This window comes from Algoriphagus aquatilis, assembly GCF_042657405.1.
GTDB classification, from domain to species: domain Bacteria; phylum Bacteroidota; class Bacteroidia; order Cytophagales; family Cyclobacteriaceae; genus Algoriphagus; species Algoriphagus aquatilis.
Genome location: NZ_JBHSKS010000001.1, coordinates 403928 through 427705, shown reverse-complemented (window position 1 = coordinate 427705; position 23778 = coordinate 403928). Strand labels below are relative to the sequence as shown.

General features: G+C 44.1%; 20 protein-coding genes. 12 read left to right on the top strand and 8 right to left on the bottom strand.

What is annotated here, in order from left to right:
- The first annotated feature begins 23 nt into the window (after window positions 1–23).
- Both hisB and ACFPIK_RS01735 read left to right on the top strand, forming a co-directional pair.
- On the top strand, window positions 24–1121 hold the full coding sequence (gene hisB, locus ACFPIK_RS01740) for a bifunctional histidinol-phosphatase/imidazoleglycerol-phosphate dehydratase HisB (RefSeq protein ID WP_377911580.1): 1098 nt from the start codon (window positions 24–26) through the stop codon (window positions 1119–1121).
- 114 nt (window positions 1122–1235) lie between these two features.
- Entirely contained in the window at window positions 1236–2036 is an 801-nt protein-coding gene (locus ACFPIK_RS01735; protein WP_377911578.1) for a tetratricopeptide repeat protein, read from the top strand.
- Window positions 2037–2267: 231 nt separating this feature from the next.
- On the opposite strand, the gene ACFPIK_RS01730 is transcribed toward ACFPIK_RS01735, so the two are convergent.
- Window positions 2268–3149 (bottom strand): ATP-grasp domain-containing protein, encoded by an 882-nt coding sequence (locus ACFPIK_RS01730; RefSeq protein ID WP_377911576.1) that lies wholly within the window; start codon window positions 3147–3149, stop codon window positions 2268–2270.
- Window positions 3150–3249: 100 nt separating this feature from the next.
- Here ACFPIK_RS01730 and ACFPIK_RS01725 point away from each other — a divergent pair, with 100 nt between their 5' ends.
- A complete protein-coding gene (locus tag ACFPIK_RS01725; protein ID WP_377911574.1) occupies window positions 3250–4002 on the top strand; it encodes a polyprenol monophosphomannose synthase in 753 nt (250 codons plus the stop codon).
- On the opposite strand, the gene ACFPIK_RS01720 is transcribed toward ACFPIK_RS01725, so the two are convergent.
- Window positions 3980–5197: an ABC transporter permease gene (locus ACFPIK_RS01720; protein WP_377911572.1), complete on the bottom strand. Its 1218-nt coding sequence runs from the start codon at window positions 5195–5197 to the stop codon at window positions 3980–3982. The two genes, ACFPIK_RS01725 and ACFPIK_RS01720, sit on opposite strands and share 23 nt — an antisense overlap.
- A gap of 44 nt (window positions 5198–5241) precedes the next feature.
- Here ACFPIK_RS01720 and ACFPIK_RS01715 point away from each other — a divergent pair, with 44 nt between their 5' ends.
- From ACFPIK_RS01715 to ACFPIK_RS01685, 7 genes are all read left to right on the top strand, one after another.
- Complete coding sequence (locus tag ACFPIK_RS01715) at window positions 5242–6420, top strand: exo-beta-N-acetylmuramidase NamZ family protein (RefSeq protein ID WP_377911570.1); 1179 nt, start codon at window positions 5242–5244, stop codon at window positions 6418–6420.
- Between the two features lie 50 nt (window positions 6421–6470).
- Window positions 6471–7214, top strand: coding sequence for a Fic/DOC family protein (locus ACFPIK_RS01710; protein WP_377911568.1), 744 nt, complete (start codon window positions 6471–6473; stop codon window positions 7212–7214).
- Window positions 7215–7468: 254 nt separating this feature from the next.
- A complete protein-coding gene (fmt, locus tag ACFPIK_RS01705) occupies window positions 7469–8413 on the top strand; it encodes a methionyl-tRNA formyltransferase (RefSeq protein WP_377911566.1) in 945 nt (314 codons plus the stop codon).
- A 118-nt stretch (window positions 8414–8531) separates the two neighbouring features.
- Window positions 8532–9026: a dihydrofolate reductase gene (locus ACFPIK_RS01700; RefSeq protein WP_377911564.1), complete on the top strand. Its 495-nt coding sequence runs from the start codon at window positions 8532–8534 to the stop codon at window positions 9024–9026.
- Between the two features lie 3 nt (window positions 9027–9029).
- Complete coding sequence (locus tag ACFPIK_RS01695; protein WP_377911562.1) at window positions 9030–9815, top strand: SDR family oxidoreductase; 786 nt, start codon at window positions 9030–9032, stop codon at window positions 9813–9815.
- 15 nt (window positions 9816–9830) lie between these two features.
- Window positions 9831–11087 carry a competence/damage-inducible protein A gene (locus tag ACFPIK_RS01690; RefSeq protein ID WP_377911560.1) on the top strand — a complete coding sequence of 419 codons (1257 nt, stop codon included), beginning with the start codon at window positions 9831–9833 and terminating at the stop codon, window positions 11085–11087.
- An 87-nt stretch (window positions 11088–11174) separates the two neighbouring features.
- Window positions 11175–12482, top strand: coding sequence for a dihydrolipoamide acetyltransferase family protein (locus tag ACFPIK_RS01685; RefSeq protein WP_377911558.1), 1308 nt, complete (start codon window positions 11175–11177; stop codon window positions 12480–12482).
- A gap of 66 nt (window positions 12483–12548) precedes the next feature.
- On the opposite strand, the gene ACFPIK_RS01680 is transcribed toward ACFPIK_RS01685, so the two are convergent.
- The 5 genes from ACFPIK_RS01680 to ACFPIK_RS01660 form a co-directional block, all read right to left on the bottom strand.
- A complete protein-coding gene (locus ACFPIK_RS01680; RefSeq protein ID WP_377911556.1) occupies window positions 12549–15407 on the bottom strand; it encodes an ATP-binding protein in 2859 nt (952 codons plus the stop codon).
- Window positions 15407–16417, bottom strand: coding sequence for a hypothetical protein (locus ACFPIK_RS01675; protein ID WP_377911554.1), 1011 nt, complete (start codon window positions 16415–16417; stop codon window positions 15407–15409). Before ACFPIK_RS01675 ends, ACFPIK_RS01680 begins: the two co-directional genes overlap by 1 nt.
- 24 nt (window positions 16418–16441) lie before the next feature.
- A complete protein-coding gene (locus tag ACFPIK_RS01670; RefSeq protein ID WP_377911552.1) occupies window positions 16442–16681 on the bottom strand; it encodes a hypothetical protein in 240 nt (79 codons plus the stop codon).
- Complete coding sequence (locus ACFPIK_RS01665) at window positions 16678–17097, bottom strand: OsmC family protein (protein ID WP_377911550.1); 420 nt, start codon at window positions 17095–17097, stop codon at window positions 16678–16680. The genes ACFPIK_RS01670 and ACFPIK_RS01665 overlap by 4 nt, the downstream gene beginning before the upstream one ends.
- Before the next feature lie 290 nt (window positions 17098–17387).
- Window positions 17388–20765, bottom strand: coding sequence for a methylmalonyl-CoA mutase family protein (locus ACFPIK_RS01660; RefSeq protein ID WP_377911548.1), 3378 nt, complete (start codon window positions 20763–20765; stop codon window positions 17388–17390).
- A 255-nt stretch (window positions 20766–21020) separates the two neighbouring features.
- On the opposite strand from ACFPIK_RS01660, the gene ACFPIK_RS01655 reads away from it, so the two are divergent.
- Together ACFPIK_RS01655 and ACFPIK_RS01650 are read left to right on the top strand one after the other, a co-directional pair.
- Window positions 21021–22364, top strand: coding sequence for a sugar porter family MFS transporter (locus tag ACFPIK_RS01655; protein ID WP_377911546.1), 1344 nt, complete (start codon window positions 21021–21023; stop codon window positions 22362–22364).
- Window positions 22357–23235 carry a carbohydrate kinase family protein gene (locus tag ACFPIK_RS01650; protein ID WP_377911544.1) on the top strand — a complete coding sequence of 293 codons (879 nt, stop codon included), beginning with the start codon at window positions 22357–22359 and terminating at the stop codon, window positions 23233–23235. The genes ACFPIK_RS01655 and ACFPIK_RS01650 overlap by 8 nt, the downstream gene beginning before the upstream one ends.
- Here ACFPIK_RS01650 and ACFPIK_RS01645 read toward each other — a convergent pair whose 3' ends face one another.
- On the bottom strand, window positions 23236–23703 hold the full coding sequence (locus ACFPIK_RS01645; protein WP_377911542.1) for a SixA phosphatase family protein: 468 nt from the start codon (window positions 23701–23703) through the stop codon (window positions 23236–23238).
- Window positions 23704–23778 lie beyond the last annotated feature (75 nt).

Sequence of the window (23778 nt, the reverse complement as noted above, 5' to 3'; positions counted from 1 at the left end):
TGGGCTGTTGACAGAAATGTGAGATGAAAAAGAAAGTATTATTTATAGATCGCGACGGCACGATCATCAAAGAACCGCCGACAGATTTTCAGGTTGACAGTCTGGAAAAATTGGAATTCCTTCCAAAAGCCATTTCCAACCTTCGAAAAATCGCAGAAGAACTGGACTATGAATTGGTCATGGTGACCAATCAGGACGGCTTGGGTACAGATTCTTTTCCTGAGAAGGACTTTTGGCCGGCACAGTACAAAATGCTAAAGACGCTCGAGCAGGAAAATGTCTTTTTCAAGGCCATTCACGTGGACAAGACATTTGAGCACGAAAATGCCCCTACCCGAAAGCCAAGAATCGGACTGCTGACCCAATATTTCTCCGAAGATTACGATTTGGCCAATTCCTATGTGATCGGAGATCGGTTTACCGATGTGCAATTGGCAAAAAATCTAGGCTCTAAAGCCATTTTCATCGGTGACCCAAATCCTGATGCAGCCCTTTCTACCAAAGATTGGGACGAGATTTACAATTTCCTCAAAATGCCTCCCCGACAGGCCGAAGTAAAAAGAACCACTTCCGAAACGGACATTTACATCAAGTTAAACCTAGACGGAAGCGGCAAATGCGACATTTCCACCGGCTTGCATTTCTTTGACCACATGCTTGAGCAATTGGGTAAGCATGGTAGCACCGATCTGGAAATCAAGGTCAAAGGCGATCTCCACATCGATGAGCATCACACCATCGAGGATACTGCCTTGGCATTGGGAGAAGCTTATTTGAAGGCTTTGGGTGACAAAAAGGGAATCTACCGCTATGGATTTATGCTACCGATGGACGATGCTTTGGCACAGGTAGCCATTGATTTTGGAGGAAGACCTTGGATCGTGTGGGAGGCAAAGTATACCCGTGAAAAGGTGGGAGATATGCCTACCGAACTGTTTTACCACTTCTTCAAATCCTTCTCCGACACGGCCAAATGTAACCTCAACATCAAAGTCGAAGGCGACAATGAGCATCACAAGATCGAAGCAACTTTCAAAGGCCTTGCCCGTGCCATCAAAATGGCGGTGATGCGTGATCCTCGAAATATCAACCAACTACCGAGTACCAAGGGGGTCCTTTAAGCAATCGGCCTTCCATTTCAAAAAGCGATTTCAATATGAGATCGCTTTTTTCTTTTTCAAGAAAATTTAACAGGAGATTTTTTATCTGATGATTTTTATTTTGTTTATTTAGGTATGAAACGATTTAAAAATACATTTACGATTATTTCATTAATCCTAATTCTTTTTTCCTGCGCCGCTGACCCTGCAGAAATCGAAGCGCTTTATAAGGCTGAGAGGTACCAAGAGGCTATTTCGGAGATCAACAAACGGCAATTTTTTCATCTAGGAGAAATAAAAATGCTCCACCTCCGAGCACGATGCTATGAGGAACTCGGAAATACCAAAGAAGCCACAGAGGAATATGAGCGAATCTTGGATTATGATCCCAATTATGCCCAGGCCTATGCAGGAATAGGGAAAATACTCTTTGAAAAGGAATATTATCGAGAAGCTGAATTGCCCATTTTAAGAGCGGCCAGCCTCGAACCGGAAAATTTTGAGATCATTTACCTTGCAGGAAGATCTCAGCTCATGGTGAAAAACTGGGAAAGAGCAGAGGAATTTTTAAAACAAGCCCAAAAAATGAACCCTGACTTTGCAGAAGTTTTTTATTACACCGGTATGGCCAGAGCTAGTCGAGGTGATATTTTCGGAGCAGCTGCTTCATTTAATATCTACTTACAAAAAGAGCCAAACAATCTGGTCGCCAGATATAATCGTGGATTTGCCATGCTAAAAATCGGATATTTACCATGGGCTTTGGAGGATTTTGAATTTGTCTTGAAGAATAACCCAGATCACTACGAGGCCTTGGGTAAAAAGGGTATCTGCTTAGCCAAAATGGGAAATCCCGAAGGTTGTCAACTCATCCAAGAAGCAGCTAAAAGAGGGAGCGATTATGCCAAGAATAAGCTAAAAGAGGTTTGTTCTTAATCCCCAAAAAACAAAAGCTGTGAAATTGTCTAAAAGAACTTCACAGCTTTTTCAATTTTTATTCCTTTGAATTATCCAATATGATTATCCGTTTTTCTACCAGTAACCAAATAAGATATGGTTTGAAGTCCGATTAGAGGTGCTGTGGACTGTCGTCTGTGGTCAGTCGACGAATATCCGCGATCTTTAGAGCCGATGACCTACCTAGTGGTTAGATTACGGATATTCACATTACCCAATTAATCTCCTTCGCAAAGCTTTGGTATAATTCGGAATCGCCTGATTCGAAAGCCCCAAAAACAAATACGGTTCGATCAATTCCAATTCCATCAGGTGAAACACTCCATCAATCAGGACACCATCCACTCTTCCGTAAAGTGTGCCTTGACCAAACGTATCAATGAGCTTTTGAGCAGATTCTAAAAGCGTGGAATCCGGCTGGATTTCCTGAATAGTTCCTCCAAAGTAGTGCTGAACTCTAAAATCGGATTTTGCAGGAGTCTTGAGTACGGCATGAGAAAACTGCTGATTAAAGAAAATCAGCGAGTACTCCCCGACTTCCGCCACTTCCTTGATAAAAGGCTGTGCCAAAAAATCCTCCTTTTCCACCAATTGAGAGACGTTTACCTCAAATTTTGACCACTCTGACACCGGGATTTTCAGCGTATTTTTTGCGCCTCCGCTGACCAAAGGCTTGATGACCAAGATGTCTGACTTAACTTTTTCCTGAATTTGTTCCAGCTTAGGTTTAGTACCTTTTTCCAACACCAAACCGGCAATGGTCGGAAATCCTTTGGATTCAATTTCCAGCAAATAGTTCTTGGCGGAATTCCAGCGAATGGTATCCAAATCATTTAATACGGGAATATCCAAAGACTTTATTTTTTCAATCCATTGCAGAAACTGTGGATAAAAATCGAAGTAATCCCAGGTAGATTTGATCAAAAGATGAGAAAAAACAGACCAATCCACCTTAGGGTCCGACCAAGCTTGGATCTCATGAGATATTCCCATTTCAGTCAAAATTTCTGACAAAAGTTTATCCTCATCGATGGTATTGGTATCGTAGGCTCCTGTGGAGAAGTAACTGACTATCGCGATATGTAATGACATGGGAATTAAAATTTGCGCAAAACTACAGTTTGGGCTTTTTTCATCCTGACCATTCTTCAAAAATCGCTCTGAAATCTTACTTTTGAAGATTGAAAGCACTATGATCCACCGCAAACTCGTCATCATCCCTACCTACAATGAGCTGGAAAACATCAGCGACATGGTACACACGGTGATGAATCTGGAAGGAAACTTCGAACTCCTGATCATTGATGACGGTTCCCCCGACGGCACAGGAGCCATTGTCAAATCCCTTCAGCCTAATTTTCAAGATCGCCTGTATCTCATGGAGCGAAAAGGCAAATTGGGACTGGGCACTGCCTACATCGCAGGATTCAAATGGGCTTTAGAAAGAGGGTATGATTTTGTGTTTGAAATGGACTGTGATTTTTCGCATGATCCAAAAGATCTCATCAGGCTGTATGATGCTGTAAAGGACCGAGCTTATGATTTGGCTATCGGGTCACGCTACATTACCGGGGTCAACGTGGTCAACTGGCCAATAGGCAGAGTGCTGATGTCTTACTTCGCCAGTGTCTACGTCAAATTCATCACGGGTCTTCCGATCAAAGATGCGACGGCAGGATTCAAATGCTACCACAAAAGTGTCCTTCAAGGAATCCGGTTGGATGAAATCAAATTCATTGGCTATGCATTTCAGATCGAAATGAAGTTTACTGCTTGGAAACTCGGATTTAAGCTGATAGAGGTTCCAATCATCTTCACCGACCGCACACGAGGTCAATCCAAAATGAGCCCGAAAATCTTCAAAGAAGCTGTTTTGGGTGTAATCTTGATGAAGATCAAAAGCATTTTCTCCCCTTATCGGCTCAATCGAACCGGATCGATTTGATTGGATCCACTTTGGAAATCACCAAAACCGGAATCAAAAGAACCATCGAAGTCAGGATAGATATCCCGACATTCAAAAGAATAAAAACCGGCCAATTCCAATCGATCGGAACATAAGCCATGTAATAACTTATCGGATCTAGCGGTATAAATCTGAATTGATCCTGTAGAAATCCTATCCCAAGGCCGAAAGTATTGCCAATCAATAGCCCTCTTCCCAGGATTTTGATCCCATTCCAAAAGAAAATTTGCCGAATCTGAGCATCCTTCGCTCCCAAAGCTTTCAACAAACCGATCATCTGCGTTCGCTCCATAATCAGGATGAACAAAATGGCACCCATGTTAAAAATCGCCACAAAACCGATCAGGGAAATAAAGACAATCACATTGGTATCCAACAATTTGAGCCAATCAAAAATCTCCAAAAACCGCTCTCGGCTATCAATCAGACGAAGGTCAAAATCCAAAGCTTGGTCGATTTTCAAAAAGTAATCATCTGAGTTTTCCGCTTGGTCCACAAAAACCTCCAAACCTCCTACTTGATCTTTGGTCCATCCATTCAGGTTTCGGATTGTCTGCAATTCGCCAATCACGATCTTTTCATCAAAATTTTCCAAGTAGGTCTCAAAAATCCCCACCACTTCCACTCTCCGGAATCGTGGAGGCTCCTGCACAAAATACACGGTCAACTTATCACCCACATCGATCAAAAGCTTATTTGCGATGAAGCGACTTAGCATCACCTCATTGCTTACACCTGAATCAGGAATATGTAGCATTCGCCCTTCTACGAGGTATTTAGCAAATTCGAGTGAGTCAAAGTCGCTCCCCACACCTTTCATCAAGATGCCTTCGACTTCCTCCTCACCTTTGAGCAGAGCAGCCTTATGAGCAAATGATTGAACCTTGGTGATAAAGGAAAGATTGGAATAACTCTTGTAAAAATCAGATTCAAGCGAAAAAGGAAGCTCTTCAAAGGCATTGCTCATTTGGAACTTCTGAACCTGAAAATGACCCGTAAACCCGTAAACCCGATCCGAAACAGTCTTTTGAAACCCTCCCAACACCATAATTGCCAGAATGGCGACACCAAGCCCCATAGCCAAACTGCCCACCGCAATCCGGTGAATCGTACCCGAAAAACCACCGGCCTGCTTAAAACTGATTCTTTTGGCAATGAAATAGGAAAGGTTCAAGGGACTCGGTTAAATTTGTTTATCACTACTCCCCGCAAAATAGCATGAAGCAAGCGAAATATTCACTCCTGATTTGTTTTTTGGCCTTTTTCCTAACAGCTATTAGTCACCAATCAGCTCACGGTCAGCAAGTGCTCGTCGGTGCCGAGCAATCGCAACTTTACCTTCCTCTTCTTCAGGGCAAAAAAGTCGGACTGGTAGGCAACCAAACTTCCATCCTTCCTCAATCTGCCAACAAACATGTCGTGGATCTCTTGTTGGAAAAAGGTGTTCAGGTGAAAAAAGTATTTGTCCCGGAACATGGCTTTCGCGGTACAGCCGATGCAGGTGAAAAGGTGGACAACAGTGTAGATCAAAAAACAGGTCTGCCGATTATTTCCCTTTACGGAAATAACAAAAAGCCTTCAGCCGATCAGATTAAAGACTTGGATGTGGTGATTTTTGATCTTCAGGATGTGGGAACCCGATTTTTCACCTACATCAGTACCATGCACTATGTCATGGAGGCATGCGCAGAGCAAGGCAAAAAGGTCATCATCTTTGACCGACCTAATCCAAACGGTGGCTATATCGATGGACCGATGCTCAAGCCCGGTTTTGAATCTTTCGTGGGCATGCACAATATCCCTATTGTACACGGGTTGACCGTAGGAGAATTGGCCCAAATGATCAATGGTGAAAAATGGCTCAAGGGAGGCTTGACCGTCGATTTGGAAGTGATTCCTGTCGCCAACTGGACGCATTCGCAAGCTTATAATCTTCCTATCAAACCTTCTCCAAACCTACCAAATGACCTCTCTATCAAACTCTATCCAAGCACTTGTCTCTTTGAAGGTACGGTAACCTCATTAGGTCGGGGCACTTATTTTCCATTTCAGGTTTATGGCTATCCGGACCCCAAGTTTGGAGACTTCACCTTTACTCCTGTGAGCATCGATGGCATGTCGAAGACTCCGCCACATCAAGACAAACTCTGCTACGGCCGAGACTTGAGAGGAGAATCCATGGATCACCAATTTACGCTCAGCTACTTGCTCGAGGCCTTCCAAAAATCAGGGATGAAGGAGAAATTTTTCAACAACTACTTCAACACCTTGGTAGGAACCGACGAACTGAAAAAGCAGATTCTGGCTGGGAAAAGTGAGGCCGAAATACGGGAAAGCTGGAAGGCGGGGCTTGCAGAATACAAATTGAAACGAGATAGATATCTCATTTACAAGTGATCTGAAATTCAGAATTCTAAATCCCAATTTTTGAACAAACGAATTTCCCCATGACAAATCCTCAAAAAATATCCATCCGATTTTTTGACGACCGGGAAGTGCGTGCCCTTTGGGATGAAACGAATGCCAAATGGTGGTTTTCAGTGTTGGATATCATTGCGGTACTGACCAATCAGGACGATTACAGCAAAACCCGTAACTACTGGAAATACCTCAAAGCAAAGCTCAAGAAGGAAGGAAGTCAAGTGGTTAGTGATACTACCCAGTTGAAAGTACTAGCACCTGATGGAAAAAAGCGACTTTCCGATATGCTTGACTACGAAGGCATTATTGCTTTGGGAAAAACCTTTCCAGGAACAAAAGCCAATCGTTTTATCGAATGGTTTACCTACAGCGAGGAGACCATCGATGGCAAGAGCAAAACAAAAGCCTATGCCCTTTTTGGAAGTTCATTCATCCACGGCATCGAAGTAGGCACTACAAATGGTTTGCAGCAAATCCACGCCTACCTGTTTGGGGGATTATATGATTTTGCAGGACAAATCAGACAAAAGAATATCTCCAAAGGCGGATTCCAATTTGCCATGGCGCAGTTTCTGGAGGCCACTTTGAAGCGAATAGATGAGATGCCGGAGCGTACCTTTGATGAAATCACAGACAAATATGTAGAAATGAATGTAGCCCATCCTTTCATGGAGGGCAACGGCAGAAGCGCACGCATTTGGCTGGATTTGATTTTGAAAAAACGTCTGAAAAAATGTGTAGACTGGAGTAAAATCGGAAAAACAGACTAAATAAGCGCCATGGTACTAAGTCCTGTCGATTCCAACCCATTAAAAAATCTCCTTGAAAACGCCCTGACCGATCAGATTGACAGCCGAGAGATGTTTAGGAAAGGAATTGATTACTCGTATTATTATGAGGAAATTGATTGAAAAGTATGCCTGAAAATTTGAATCCAAACAGACAGATAAATTTTAAGATTAACTTCGATTTGGCTTGAGGTATTTTGAAAATCCAAAGTCCAAGATCGAACACCGAACATCGAATGTCGAATAGCGAAGTAAAGTCAAAAAAAGACCTACGAATCATCTACATGGGCACCCCAGAGTTTGCCGTGCCTGCCCTAGAAAAACTGGTCGAAGCCGGTTGGAATGTAGTCGGAGTTATCACTGCACCAGACAAGCCTCAGGGTAGAGGTCAAAAACTGGAGGGCTCTCCTGTCAAGCAAGCTGCCGAGCGACTCGGGCTTCATATCCTCCAACCGACCAATCTGAAGAACCCGGAATTCCAACAGGAATTAAGGAACTTGAAAGCTGACCTTCAGATCGTAGTGGCTTTCCGAATGCTCCCTGAGTCGGTCTGGAATATGCCACCCTTGGGCACCTTCAATCTTCACGCCTCCCTCCTCCCAAACTACCGTGGTGCTGCCCCAATCAACTGGGCGATCATCAACGGGGAAACTGAAACCGGAGTGACTACTTTTTTTCTCAAACATGAGATCGATACGGGAAGCATTATTTTCCAGGAGAAAGTGGCCATCCTACCGGAGGACAACATTGGCACCTTGTATGAAAAACTGATGGCTATTGGTTCAGAACTTGTCCTCAAAACGGTCGAAGCCATTTCCAACAATGACGTTCACCCACTTCCCCAAGACGAATCCAAAGCCCTTCACCACGCGCCAAAAATCTTCAAGGAAACTTGCAAAATAGACTGGAATCAGTCAGCCGAATCCATCCATAATCTGGTCAGAGGACTTTCTCCTTATCCGGCGGCTTGGACGGAATTTCAAGGAAAAACCTGCAAAATCTTCCTGACCAAACCAAGACAGCTTTCGCTCAAGGGAAAGGAACCCGGAAAATGGGAAAGCGACGGGAAAAACTACCTGAGATTCCAATGCGGTTCCGGAAGTCTGGAAATTCTGGAACTTCAACTCGAAGGAAAAAAACGAATGAAAATCGATGAATTACTCAGAGGGCTTAAACTTTGAAACCAAAAAATAGCTTAAAAAGGGAGTTCATACCTAAATCAAAGAGGGCAGTTTTTCTGCCCTTTTTCACAAATTGAACCCATAAAGCAAGTAAATTCAACCCAAACTTTGGATCCTTTTGAAAATCATCCTAATCGTAGCAAAAGCAAAAAATCAAGTGATCGGAAAAGACAACCAGCTTATCTGGAAATTGTCTGCTGACTTGAAAAGATTTAAAAATCTGACCACCGGAAACTACATCCTGATGGGCAGGAAAACCTACGATTCACTTGGAAAACCTTTGCCCAACCGAACCCACCTGATCATCTCCAGAAACCCTGATTTTCAGGCTCCGGAAGGACATTATGCCTTTTCTTCACTGGAAGAAGCCATTATTTTTTGTAACAAAATCGAGGTAGAAAAACTTTTTATCATTGGTGGAGGGCAAATCTACAGGGAGTCACTTCCTTTTTGCGATCAACTGGAAATCACCGAAGTCGACGCAGCACCCGAAGGAGACACCTTTTTCCCTGAAATCGACCTCACCCAATGGAAGGAAACAGCTCGGGAGGAATTTCCTGCAGACGAAAAAAATGAATTTCCTTACGCCTTTGTGACCTACGAAAAAAACTAGAACATGTCCAAATCTGTCATCTGGATCACCGGAGCATCATCAGGAATCGGCGAGGCAGCAGCTAAAAAATTTTCCAAAGAAGGCTATTCACTGATACTTTCCTCAAGAAAATTGAATGAACTCGATCGGGTAAAAAATGAGTGCGCACATCCTGATGCCATCAGACTACTTCCTCTAGACTTGTCCGATGGCTCAGATTTTGACAAAAAAGCAGCTGAAGCGATAGCCTTTTTCGGAAAAATAGACATCGTTCTTCACAATGGAGGAATCAGCCAGCGATCCTTGATCAAGGACACCCGGCTGGAAGTGGATCGGAAGCTGATGGAGGTCAATTATTTTGGCACGGTAGCTTTGACCAAAGCAATTCTTCCCCATTTTATTCAAAGAAAAAGCGGTCAGTTTGCTGTAGTCACCTCTCTGGTAGGTAAATTTGCCTCGCCCTATAGATCCTCTTATGCTGCCTCCAAGCATGCGCTTCACGGTTTTTTCGACACCCTCAGGGCCGAACACTACCAAGACGGGATAGCAGTAACCCTGATCTGTCCGGGATTTATCCGCACACAAGTATCCATCAACGCCCTCACCGCCGACGGCAGCCCTTTGGGCGAAATGGATGAAGCTCAAGATAAAGGCATGAGTCCTGATGCATGCACGTCAGAGATGTTTGATGCCATCCTTTCAAAAAAAGAAGAGGTCTATATCGGAGGAAAAGAAACCCTAGCCGTGTACCTCAAGCGATTTTTCCCCGGAATCTTTTCCAAAATCCTCCGAAAAGCGAAAGTCAGATAACTACCACAACCCAATATGCAATTAGTCAAAGCTGAAATCATAGCCATTGGAGACGAGCTACTCTATGGTCAAATTATGGATACCAACTCCCATTGGATCAGTCAAGAACTCGATCTGATCGGAGTAAAAGTAGTCCGAAAAACTACCGTGGGTGATAATCGGAATGACATACTCTCGGCATTTGCCGAAGCCGAACAGCGAGCCGATATCATCCTCATCACGGGTGGCCTAGGTCCTACCCAAGATGACCTTACCAAACCGCTTTTGGCAGAATATTTTGGCTGCGAAATCGTCGAGGTTCCGGAAGCAGTGGAAGCAGTAACCTCCTTTTTCAAAAGGAGAGGAAGAGAAATGACCCAATTGAACATTCTTCAAGGCCACCTGCCGGCCTGCTGCACCTATGTGCCCAATGAGGTAGGCACTGCTCCCGGAATGTGGTTTGAAAAAAATGGAACTTACTGGATGTCTATGCCGGGAGTCCCTCATGAGATGAAAAAGCTCATGCGGGACTTTGTGCTCCCCAAGCTGCCTCAGGTTTTTGAGCTCCCTATTATTTATCACAAAATGATCAAAACAGCCGGAATCGGCGAAAGTTGGTTGGCTGATCTGATCAAGGATTGGGAAAACAACCTGCCGGAGCATATCCGCTTAGCCTATCTCCCTTCTCTGGGACATGTCAAGCTAAGATTGACGGCATTTGGTACTGACCAGCAAAAATTAGCAGATGAAGTCGAAAACCAAATTACATCGGTTCTCCCCTTGATCGACAAGTTTGTCTACGGATATGATGAGGAAACGCTGGAAAGTGCAATAGGCAAACTTTTGAAGAACGCGGGGAAAAGTCTAGCTTTAGCCGAAAGTTGCTCGGGAGGATACGTCTCCCACTTGGTCACGACAGTTCCAGGCAGCTCTGCCTACTTCCAAGGTTCAGTGGTTCCTTATCACAATCAATTCAAGGAAAATATCCTTGGTGTAAAAGCTGAAACACTCCAATCTGTGGGTGCAGTAAGTGAGGAAACGGCGAAGGAAATGGCATTGGGTGTACGAAGGCTGTTTGGCTCAGACTTTGGTTTGGCAAGCACCGGAATCGCTGGTCCGGATGGTGGTTCGGAAGAAAAACCCGTAGGCACAGTTTGGATAGCCTGTGCAGGTGAAGGTTTTTTGGAAGCGAGAAAGCTCCAATTAACCCAAGATCGGATGCTGAATATTCAACTGACAGGGGTTTCTGTTTTGAATTTGCTAAGGAATTGCTTTAATCAAAATAACAAATAAAATTTTACCCAGATGGTTTGGGTAGGTATTCAATAAAATTTAATTTTAAAAGTTGAATATAAACCCAATTAAATTACCTCAACCGATATGGCAAGTGTAGAAATGCTGATGCCCAAAATGGGCGAAAGTATCATAGAAGGCACCATCCTTACCTGGCTGAAGAAAGAAGGAGACACGATCGAGCAAGATGAGTCCGTACTGGAAGTGGCTACCGACAAAGTAGACACTGAAGTACCTGCCACGCATGGAGGTATTTTGAAGAAAATTTTGGCCAAAGAAGGCGATGTAGTAGCAGTCGGAGCTCCAATTGCAATTATTGAAACTGCCGGAGATTCGAAACCAGCTTCCACTGAAAGCATTAAAGAGAACACGCCAGTCAAAGAGGAACTAATTTCAGTAACTCCTGCAAATACCGCTACAATTCTCTCCCAGCCTGAAATCTCGGACGAAACTCCTGCAGAAGATGGACGGTTTTACTCTCCTTTGGTTAAAAGCATAGCCAAAGAAGAAGGAATTGCGTTTCCTGAACTCTCAAGAATCCCAGGAACCGGCAAGGAAGGCCGAGTGACTAAGCAAGACATGCTAGAATACCTGAAGGTTCGTTCCTCTTCTCCTGTGGTTCAATCACAGGTTACTTCAAAAGTTCCGTCCATCTCAGAACCGAAAGTCCAAGCGAGTATATCGGCATCGGATGAAATCATTGAAATGGATCGTATGCGCAAAATGATCGCGCAGCGAATGATCGAGTCCAGAAGAATTTCCGCACACGTGACCTCATTTGTTGAGGCCGATATGACCAACATTGTGCTTTGGCGGGATAAAAACAAAGAAGCCTATCGCGCAAAATATGGTGAGGGCATTACCTATACTCCCTTCTTTATTGACGCTGTAGCCAGAGCGATTAGAGACTTCCCAATGATCAATATTTCAGTGGATGGAGATCGAATCATCAAGAAAAAAGACATCAATGTGGGTATGGCAGTAGCCCTTCCATCAGGAAACTTGATCGTACCGATCATCAAAAATGCAGACCAACTCAACTTGGTGGGTATTTCCAAAAAAGTGAATGATCTGGCAAACAGAGCCAGAAACAATAAATTAACTGCAGACGACTTGGCCGGAGGCACTTATACGGTATCCAATGTGGGCTCTTTTGGTAATGTGATGGGCACCCCTATCATTCCTCAACCACAAGTTGCTATTTTGGCGATTGGAGCGATAGTCAAAAAGCCAGCTGTGGTAGAGACACCGACCGGTGATGTGATTGCTATTCGACACAAGATGTTCCTTTCCCACTCCTATGACCACCGAGTAGTAGATGGTTCCTTGGGAGGGATGTTTGTCAGAAGAGTAGCCGATTACTTAGAGGCTTTTGATCTGAATACAACACTGTAATCCCCCTATAAAGTAATGCCCCCACAGAGAATATGATCTCGTGGGGGCATTTTCTTTGGTTACCGATCAGGAAACACTTTTACCTCTTACTTTCCTGAAGTAAAATTCCAACTTATCTGCCAAGACTGCCAATCGAATGGGTTTGGTCAAATAATCATCCATACCCATATCCAAAGCTTTCTGCTGATCCTCTTCAAACACATTGGCAGAAAGACCTATTATGATCAGGTCCTTTCGATCCGGAAGTTCACGAATAGCCACAGTCGCTTCTAGTCCATTCATGATCGGCATCTGCACATCCATCAGGACCACATCAAACTCATGTGATTTGACCATGTCCAATGCTTCCTGACCATTCTTGGCTACCTCAAAGGCGAATCCTAACTGCTGAAACATCAATTTCATCAATTGAAGATTGAGTTCGTTATCCTCCGCAAGTAGAATCCTCAAAGGAAAAACAGCTCCCATTTCCCTGATATCTCTCCAGGTGAGGTCTCTCGAACTCGACTTAAGGAATGCATCGGTCGATCTTTTGAGCAATACAGAAAATCCGAAAACAGAACCTTTTCCCAACTGACTTCGGATGACCAACTCACCCCCAAGCAATTCGGCTACTTTTTTGGCTATTGCCAGACCCAATCCCGTGCCTTGATAAGCTCTGGTGTTTGAACTTTCTACTTGATAAAAAGGCTCAGTCAAGTGCTTCAAATGTTCTTCGGAAATTCCGATTCCGGTATCTTCCACCACATAGTGTAAATAGACTAATTCTTCGCTGAATTCCTCCAAATCCATGTGAACACTCACTTTCCCTTTTTCAGGAGTAAACTTGAGTGCATTTCCGATCAAATTGAGCAACACTTGATTAATTTTCCCTCTATCTCCTTCAAGAATAAGGTCTGCTTTGGGGTCAATCTTTAAGTCGAGACTAATTGACTTCTTTTTGGCAATTCCGATCAGAATTTCCACCTGAGCCTTCAGTTCATCCAAGGGATTAAACGCAGTAGTATGAATCTCAATTTTTCCTGATTCGATTTTGGAGTAATCCAAAATATCCCGAATAATTGTCAACAGTGAATTGCCGGAATTCTTGATGATATCCACATACTGTTTTTGAATTTTATTCAGGTTAGTACTCTCCAGAAGGTCAATGATTCCCAATAGACCATTCATCGGAGTCCTGATCTCGTGACTCATGTTGGCCAAAAATTCAGATTTGGCTTTGCTGGCCATATCTGCTGCATTCATCGCTTCCATCAAGCCATTTTCCCAGATTTTCTGACTGGTGATGTCTTTGGCTATCGAAATCATCTGAGACTGGTCCAAAGGGAAAAATCTCATTTCATAGTGACGCACTCCCTCCTTTTCATCTTTCCAAACCGAATTAATCGTCTGGATTTTTCCGGTTTTTCTGGCTTGTCGAAATGCTGACAAGATTTCATTCAACTGATCCTGAGGAACAAATTCTTCCAACTTCTTACCCAACGTGTGAGAGGCCGGTTCAAGTAGATTTTCTCTTCCCTGAATATGAAAATCCAACACTTTTCCCTCATTGTCATAAATAAAAATCACATCAGGAAGGTTATTGATCAAAGCCCTGAGTCGGTTTTCACTTTCAATGATCTCTTTCTCGGATTGGTATTGCTCAGTGATGTCGGTGCAGATCCCCATCCCCCCATTGAAGCGTCCCAGCTCATCATACATCAATTTTTCAAAGATTCTGAGCCTGATTTTTTTGTTATCTGCCCGAATGACATCGGTCTCAATATTGACATATTCTTTTTTTTCTGCGATCGCTTTGAGGATTTCCTCTTTGACTTGGAGTGCTGCCGGATGCTGGGAACCATCTTGAAATGCTGTCACAAAACTCTTCTTTGGATGGCCAAGCACTTCTTCTACCTCTTCACTGATTCGGCTGATTTCTCCTTTGTAATTGTGAAAGAAGACAAAACCCCGAAGCTCTTTCAAAAGAAGATTTTGCTGTTCAAATAGCTCTGAAATCTCGATTAAACTGGCTTCCTTATTTTTTGTGATTTCAAGGCTGTTCTTGATGGATATGACGAAAAACAAAATCGATCCAATCAGCAAAAAAACTATTCCAATAAACAGGTAAAAGTAAGTGCTGTAAAGACCTGAGGTGAGGCTCTGAACCGGAGCGGAAAAAGCCAAAGACGCAGGAATATCCCCGTATCCAAATCGGAAAGGGTACTGAGCCAAGACCCCGTCAATGTCTGCTTCACCGCCTTCATTCCAGGTAATTTGATAAAATCCCTTTAGGCCTAAGGAAATATCCTCACGAATTCGCTGAAGATCTGAATCTTGAATTTTTCGCTCTGTAACGCTGGATGCAGCTCCGATATCAAACAGTTGATTATTGAAAAGCAGGTATTTACTTCCTCCGGGTGTTTGGTAAAAATTAGACACAAATTCCCTTGCAAATCCCAGAAGATCATACGAATACACGGTCTTTAAGCCTGAATTACCTTCAATGACCTGATATTTACCTGCCTTGGAATCGGGTATACCTTGGACAGTGGACTGAATGAAATCATTTCTGGAAGTAATGGTATATCTCATCACCGAATCTCCCAAATCAACCCAAATCGTATCGATTATACTTGGAAAGGCAATAAAGGTCCTCCGAGCGGCAAGGGGGAGATCCTGGCGTACTTTATTTTGATCCCAATCTGTGTTTTCCAGGTAATTCAAAAAAGTTCGGGTTTCTTCCTGAAAACGGATCAGTTCAAATTCAATCCCTCTTGCAGCCAACTCGGTCTGCTTATTCAAAAATTCTTTTCTGGTGCTGAGCTGCGATTCATACAGCGCATTGAAAAAACTGATACCGATCGATACTACAAGCAAAATCAAAATCCCGCCAACCACGGCGGTAAGCTTGTAATTGGATCTTTCAAAAATCTTCTTTTCCATCAATACTCAGAGAATAATTCGATCAAATACCAATCAATCTTATTGAATGAAAGACCTAGCGCTAACCTTAGATTGGCTTCGTCCACAAACTCATACCTGTTTTTCTTTTCAAATAGAAGGGCTTGTGCCATTTTCCTCACTTCTGCACTCTTGCTATGAAACAGGTTAAAATCGGAAATTCTAAAATTATCCGACTGGATGGATTCTCGATAAACATGGTTTTTTAAAGGTGGCATTCCCAAAAACTCAGTAGCTTCTCCTTTAGCGGCGACTATATCTCCCTTACCATTGACCAAAATGAAATTACCCTCCACTGATTCCAGGTAGTTTTGGATCAAAGCCGAAACCGTAAAATCCACCCCAAGCACTGAGAAAAGTTTATCTCCTTCGTATATCGGATGAACTAATGACAAAATCCATCCCTTACCTGCGGGATCAACATACGCATCCGGAATCCAAACTAATCCCCGAGAGGGATTATGAACAGAATCGGCCTCGTAATAAAAATTGAAAGTGGTCACATCAATATTCGGGTCCACTATATTTTTTGCATCATAAGATGGGTAAACACGACTTACCTGCATGGCTGAATTGGAATAGATCTGCACAGCCATTTTATTCTTTCGAATGAATGAAGCAAATAAACTGTCTAGGCTATTTGTCAGACGAACCTCCTCTTCTGCCTTTTTGCGGTCGGAGGTGGTATTTAGGATGATTACAGAACTCAGCGAAGAATCTTGATCGGGGCGATTCGTGGAAAAAGGTCCCTCAAAGGTATACTTGAGAACTGTTGACTCTTCAAGAACCGAGTCCCTTTTCTGAACTAAATATTCATACAAGTGAGCCACTCTATCTAATTCGGCGGCCATTTCTTGCGCTTCTTTTTCCATATCAGCCATCAAGGCTTGAATCCTCTCGAGTCCACCCTCTGACAAGGGTTCGCTCTTTTTCCCACAGGAATAAAAAAAAGAGAAAAGGAAAGAAAAAAGGGCAACTCTAAAAAGACTCATGTAAAAGGGTGGTTGAATCTGAAGTTAGGAATTTTCCAACTGCCTTCGAAAAGAATTTCCCATTTCTTCAAAACGAACTTTTACCCCCTCAAAAAAATCACCTTCCATAAACGCATCCAACTCAGATTCCTCCAACACATCCATCTCGCTCAGCTTGAAGGTCTGCTCCATCGGACCCAACTCAAACTTGAGGATGTACTTGTTGTTCCAGGAAAAAATACTCACCCGTATTTCTTCCCGGACCAGTTCTTTCACGACTCTCATTCAGGTTTTCTTACTTCGGACTTGAATGTGATGTTAGACTTAAGTGAAGAAGCCACAGAGCAATATTTTTCCACAGACAAAGCGACCACTTTGGCAAATTCATCCTCGGTAGCATTGGGAGAAACCAAGACAAACTTGAGTTCGATATCGGTGTAGAATGCAGGCACTCCATCATTTCGAATACCCTCTACCTCCACAAAGAAATCCACGATCTCTCTGCGCTTTTTCTTCATCATCAGCACGGCATCTACTGATGCACATCCACCCAAGGCCGAAAGCAACAAGTCCATAGGTGATTGGGCATGCTTATGCTCGGGGTCATACATGTCGATATTGACCAAGTTGCCCTGAGGATTGCGGGATTCATATTCCAAATCCGCCTTCATGCGGACGGTGACGTTGCGTTTGTTAGCCATGTGGATTTACGATTTACGAATGACGATTTACGACATTTTTGATGTCGGAATTTTGATTTCGGATTTCAGATTTCAGATTTCGGATTTGACAAAAACTCAAAACCCTAAGTTCACTTTTTTAATATTTAAAAGGATAAAATTCTGCTTCTCCAGAAGCAGCACCCATACCTGACTCATTATTATTTCGAGCACCAAGTGCCTAGTTTCTTTTGTCTAACGTCATGCGTCTCAAGTCCAACTTTTTGACTCTTGTCTCTTCTTCAGATTTCTGACTTCAGCCTTCTATCTTATTACATATTCCTTCGATACTGCCCTCCTACCTCATACAAGGCATGGGTAATCTGACCCAGTGAACAGTACTTCGCGGCTTCCATCAGCTTTTCAAAGACATTTTCATTATGGATCGCAGCCTTCTGGAGTGACATCAGTTGATCCTTTTCCAAACCTGCATAAGCGGCATGTAGGTTCCTCAAGGTCGTGATTTGAGCTTCTTTTTCCTCAATGGTAGCACGGATGACTTCTCCAGGAGTGACCGTTGGCGAACCTTCGCTAGATAGAAAGGTATTCACCCCGATGATCGGATATTCTCCGGTATGCTTGAGCATCTCGTAATGAAGGCTTTCCTCCTGAATTTTGCCGCGCTGATACATGGTCTCCATGGCCCCTAGCACACCGCCCCGCTCAGTGATTCGGTCAAACTCAACATAAACCGCCTCTTCCACCAAGTCGGTCAACTCCTCGATAATAAAGGATCCTTGAAGCGGATTCTCATTTTTCGCCAAGCCCAATTCCTTGTTAATAATCAACTGGATCGCCATTGCCCGACGAACTGATGCTTCCGTAGGCGTAGTGATCGCTTCGTCATAGGCGTTGGTGTGTAGCGAATTACAGTTGTCATAGATCGCGTACAGGGCCTGAAGCGTGGTACGGATATCATTGAAGTCGATTTCCTGTGCGTGCAGGGATCTGCCTGAAGTCTGGATATGATATTTGAGCATTTGCGAACGCTCATTCCCTCCATATTTCAGCTTCATCGCTTTAGCCCAAACTCTCCGAGCCACGCGACCGATGACCGAATACTCCGGATCGATCCCGTTGGAAAAGAAGAAAGAAAGGTTGGGTGCAAAGTCATTAATATTCATGCCTCGGGACACATAGTATTCCACGTAGGTGAATCCGTTGGAAAGCGTCAGGGCCAACTGCGTGATCGGGTTGGCTCCCGCCTCTGCGATATGGTAACCGGAAATAGAAACGGAGTAGAAGTTTCTGACTTTGTTTTCGATAAAATACTGCTGCACATCCCCCATCAATCGAAGGGAAAACTCAGTGGAGAAAATGCAGGTGTTCTGTGCCTGATCTTCCTTCAGAATGTCTGCCTGTACCGTTCCCCTCACTTTGGAGATCGTGTCGGCTTTGATCTTTTCATACACGTCTTTTGGAAGGACCTGATCTCCGGTCACACCGAGAAGCATCAAGCCCAAGCCATCGTTTCCTTCGGGTATCGGAGCATTGTAACGAGGTCTTGGAAGTCCTTTTTCTTTATAGATGGCTTCAATCTTAGCCTCGACTTCCCCTTCCAATCCATTGGCTTTGATGTATACCTCACACTGCTGATCGATGGCTGCATTCATGAAAAATGCCGTCATCGTAGCTGCAGGACCATTGATGGTCATGGACACAGAGGTCATCGGATCGACCAGGTTGAACCCTGAGTACAGCTTCTTGGCATCGTCTAAGCAACAGACATTCACGCCGGAGTTACCGATTTTACCATAGATATCCGGACGGTAATCAGGGTCTTCTCCATATAATGTCACCGAGTCAAAAGCTGTAGACAGTCGCTTCGCAGGCATGGCTTTGGACACGTAGTGGAAGCGCTTGTTGGTACGCTCAGGTCCACCTTCCCCTGCAAACATCCGGGTCGGATCTTCCCCTTCCCGCTTGAATGGAAATACACCGGAAGTGTAGGGAAACTGTCCCGGTACATTTTCTCTTAATCCCCACTTCAATAATTCTCCCCAAGCCTCATACTTCGGTAGGGCAACTTTTGGAATTCGGGAATTGGCCAGAGAAGTGCTGTAGGTTTTTACTTTGAGTTCCTTGTCACGGACTTTGAACACATAAAAATCATCGGAATAGCGAGCTGCTTCAGCCGGCCATTCTTCCAGCCACTTTTTGTTTTTCGGGTCGAGATTGAGTTCTACTTGTGCATAAACTTCCTGAAGTTCCTTGATCAGACGATCCTTGTCGGCCAAGTTGGTGGATTGAATCGCCTCCATAGACTTCTTTATCGAATAAAGCTGTTGAGCGATTTCCTTTTGGTCCTCTACCCATTTATCATAGTTTCGGTTGATCTCGGTGATCTCACTGAGGTAGCGGGTACGGGCAGGCGGGATGATGTAGATTTTCTCAGAAGTACCCGCTGTGAGTTCAAAGGAACTCTCCAATCCGGAGAATTTCTCATTCACCTTGCCTATTACTGCCCGGTAGAGCTGATTCATTCCCGGATCATTAAACTGAGAAGCGATGGTACCAAATACCGGAATATCTTCATCGGCAATGTCCCATAGGTTGTGATTTCGCTTGTATTGCTTTTTCACATCCCGGATGGCATCGAGTGCGCCACGCTTGTCAAACTTGTTGAGCGCGATCACGTCTGCAAAGTCCAGCATGTCGATTTTTTCCAGCTGAGAAGCCGCCCCGTACTCAGGAGTCATCACGTAAAGCGCAATGTCTGAGTGCTCGATAATCTCCGTGTCTGACTGACCGATACCAGATGTTTCCAAAATCACCAAGTCAAACCCTGCTGATTTCACGGTATCCACGGCATCCTGCACGTATTTGGAAAGAGCCAAATTGGACTGGCGAGTGGCCAAAGAGCGCATGAACACACGAGGGTGATTGATGGAGTTCATCCGGATCCGGTCACCCAAAAGCGCTCCACCTGTCTTTCTCTTCGAAGGATCCACGGAGATGATAGCCAGATTTTTATCCTCGAAATCAATGATAAATCTTCTCACCAATTCATCCACCAAGGAAGATTTTCCGGCACCACCCGTTCCGGTAATTCCCAAAACCGGTGTTTTGCTGCTTTGGCTGGCTTTTCTGACTTTATCCAAAAGTATAGCAGACTGCTCGGGGAAGTTTTCAAAAGCAGAAATTGCTCTTGCCACACTGCCTTTTTCATTTTTATCGAACACAAAATCAGCCGTGACCTGATCACCCACCGGAAAATCACAGGCAGAAACCAAGTCATTGATCATACCCTGTAAGCCCATGGCACGACCGTCATCCGGAGAGTAGATTCGGGTAATCCCGTACCCATGCAATTCTTTGATCTCTTCCGGAAGGATCGTTCCCCCTCCTCCGCCAAAGATCTTGATATGTCCCGCTCCTTTTTCTTTGAGCAGATCAAACATGTACTTAAAAAATTCCACATGTCCGCCTTGGTAGGAAGTGATGGCGATAGCTTGTACGTCTTCCTGGATGGCGCAGTCAACAATTTCCTGTACCGAACGATTATGTCCGAGATGAATCACTTCACAGCCTGTGGACTGGATGATTCGGCGCATAATATTGATCGCTGCATCGTGTCCGTCAAAAAGCGAGGCGGCGGTAACGATCCGGATGTGGTTTTTGGGTTTGTAAATCTCAGTTGGTAAAGTCATGACTTTGGGTTTCTATACAGAATAGGGTACTCCTTTGACTGAAAAAGGGTTTGCTTTTCAGGCTTGCGAATATAAGGATTTTCACCTGAGAGGGATTTTCCGAACAGATAAATACAGAATTTTATTTGGTTTTGATGCAAAAATTTGGGTCGGAAATCGATTGATATTGGTTGATACTCCTGGCTAGGATCCTTTTGTGTTTTGAAATAAAAACCTTCTCCTTAGTTTAGTAAGGCATTAGACCCACCATCAACCATGTCTTCAAAAAACTACGCCTTTTTTGTATCTCTGACGGCCGCTTTGGGCGGCTTTTTGTTTGGTTTTGATACCGCTGTGATTTCAGGCGCGGAGCGGGCCATTCAGGAAGTTTGGCAACTCAGCGATTGGACGCATGGATTAGCTATTGCATCGGCGCTCTATGGTACGGTGATCGGAGCACTTTTTGGGGGAATTCCTGCAGACCGTTGGGGAAGGAAGAAAAGCTTACTCTGGATCGGTTTATTCTACTTCATCTCAGCTTTAGGTTCCGGCATTGCTTGGGACGTGACCTCGTTTACCTTCTTCCGATTTTTGGGTGGCTTAGGTGTCGGCGCTTCCTCTGTAGTAGCACCGATGTATATCTCGGAAATCGCCCCAGCTAAAAACCGAGGCCTTTTGGTAGCCCTTTACCAATTTAATATTGTGTTCGGAATAGTGATGGCTTATGTATCCAATTACCTGATCGGCACAGCGGGATTACCTGAGGATTGGAGATGGATGCTAGGCGTAGAAGCCATTCCTGCACTGATCTACAGCGTGATGATCTTCAGCATTCCGGAAAGTCCACGTTGGTTGATTGCCAAATTCAACGACTTGACCAAAGCACGGGAAATCCTAACCAAAACTGACCCCGAGGGCGTAGATGCAGCAATTCAACTGGCAATCGAAGAGAAAAAAAACAAGAAGCAAAACGCTGGTTTTGGAGGACTTTTCAGTTCAAGATTTTTTTCCAGCACCATGCTGGCTATTCTGATTGCCTTTTTCAACCAAGTTTCAGGCATCAATGCGATCATCTATTTCGCTCCAAGGATCTTTGAAATGGCAGGTATTTCCACCGAAAGCGCCTTGATCTCTACAATTGGCATCGGATTGATCAACTTGGTAGCAACATTCTTCGGATTGTACCTGATTGACAGACTGGGAAGAAAAAAACTGATGTATATCGGTTCGGTTGGCTACATCATCTCACTGAGCTTGATGGCTTACAATTTCCTCGGACCGGGTATTCCAGCATTTTGGCTTCCCATTTTCGTATTCGGCTTTATCGCTTCTCACGCTGTGGGTCAGGGATCCGTGATTTGGGTATTTATTTCCGAAATGTTCCCCAACGAACTCCGTGCTTCCGGCCAATCCTTGGGTTCATTTACCCATTGGATCCTTGCTGCCGTCATCGCCAACGTATTTCCTTTCTTTGCCAATAGCTTCGGCCCCGGTTATATTTTCTCGTTTTTCTGCCTGATGATGGTAGTCCAATTGCTCTGGGTATTCTTTAAAATGCCGGAAACCAAAGGAAGAACTCTGGAAGAAATTCAAAAAGACTTACAAAAAAACCATGCGTGATCACGTCGTTATTTTCGGTGAAATGCTTTGGGATTGCCTTCCCACCGGTCCGGTGGCAGGCGGTGCCCCTATGAATGTCGCTCTCAACCTCCATCAGCTAGGCCTGCAATCCAGGCTAATTTCGGCTGTCGGGGCAGATCAGGATGGACAAAATCTTCTCGATTTCCTCAAATCTTTTAACCTCCCCTTGGGTCTGATTCAGGTCAAAAAAGACAAAGAAACTTCAAAGGTGTTGGTGGACACGGCAGATCCTGAAAACATCAAATACACCATCGTGTCACCGGTAGCTTGGGACTATATCGAATGGTCCACCGAACTGGATAAAGCGGTGGAAGAAGCGGATGCTTTTGTGTTTGGTACCTTAGGGGTAAGAAATCAAGAGAGCTTAAAAACTCTTTTGCAACTCCTTCATCATCCAACACTCCGAATATTCGATGCCAATTTGCGGCCTCCTTTTTATGATTTCGAGGTGATCGAAACCCTACTGGGCTTTGCCGATATTCTCAAGATCAATGAGGACGAGCTGGAAGTTTTTGCGGATTATTTCAAAACAGAACCAACTATTGAAGGGCTTTGCACTTACCTCGATCAGCATTTTCCGATGGAAATCATCTGCATCACCCGCGGGGCCAAGGGTGCGGTCCTTTACCAAAAAGGCAAGTTGATTGAGCATCCGGGATACAAGGTGAAATTCCAGGATTCCATCGGTGCAGGCGACGCTTTTTTAAGCGGATTTGTAAAAACCTACCTCGAAGAAAAGGCTCCTGAAGAAATTCTTGACTTTGCCTGCAAACTGGGAGGCTATGTAGCTACGCAAAAAGGAGGCACACCAAGATATACCGAGGCTGACGTCCTGAGAGAAATTGAGTGATCAGGAAAGGATCTCCCGCAAAGAGGCGGTATGCATTCCGATCATGTACCAATCCGTAATTTCTACCTCCAAGATGGCCATCGTACCCGGCTGAAGCCCCACGTAATCTCCCGAAGTAAGGTGAGAAACCAACAGACTGATGGTTGGATTATGTCCGATGAGAAGGCAAGTCTCCACTTCTTTGGGCGTTTCTTCCAGTATTTTCAGGAGAATTTCAAGATTGGCAGAGTAGATTTCCTTCTCGTAAATTTCCTCCTTTATCGGTAGATGACTTTTTATAATTTCTGCCGTTTCCCGTGTACGGGTAGCCGAAGAGCAATACATTCGGTCCACTTCCAATGCCTTGAGGCTAAGATGTTGACCTAGGTTATTTAACTGCGTTTTGCCTCTTGCAGTCAATTGGCGTTGGAAATCCACCCCATCGGAAAAGCCAGCTTCTCCATGTCTTAAAAGAATTAATTGTTTCATTACGCAATCGATTTAACTAAAAATTAGCCTTGCAATTCCCCAAAAACCAAACCAAAACCTCACTTCGTAATTTTA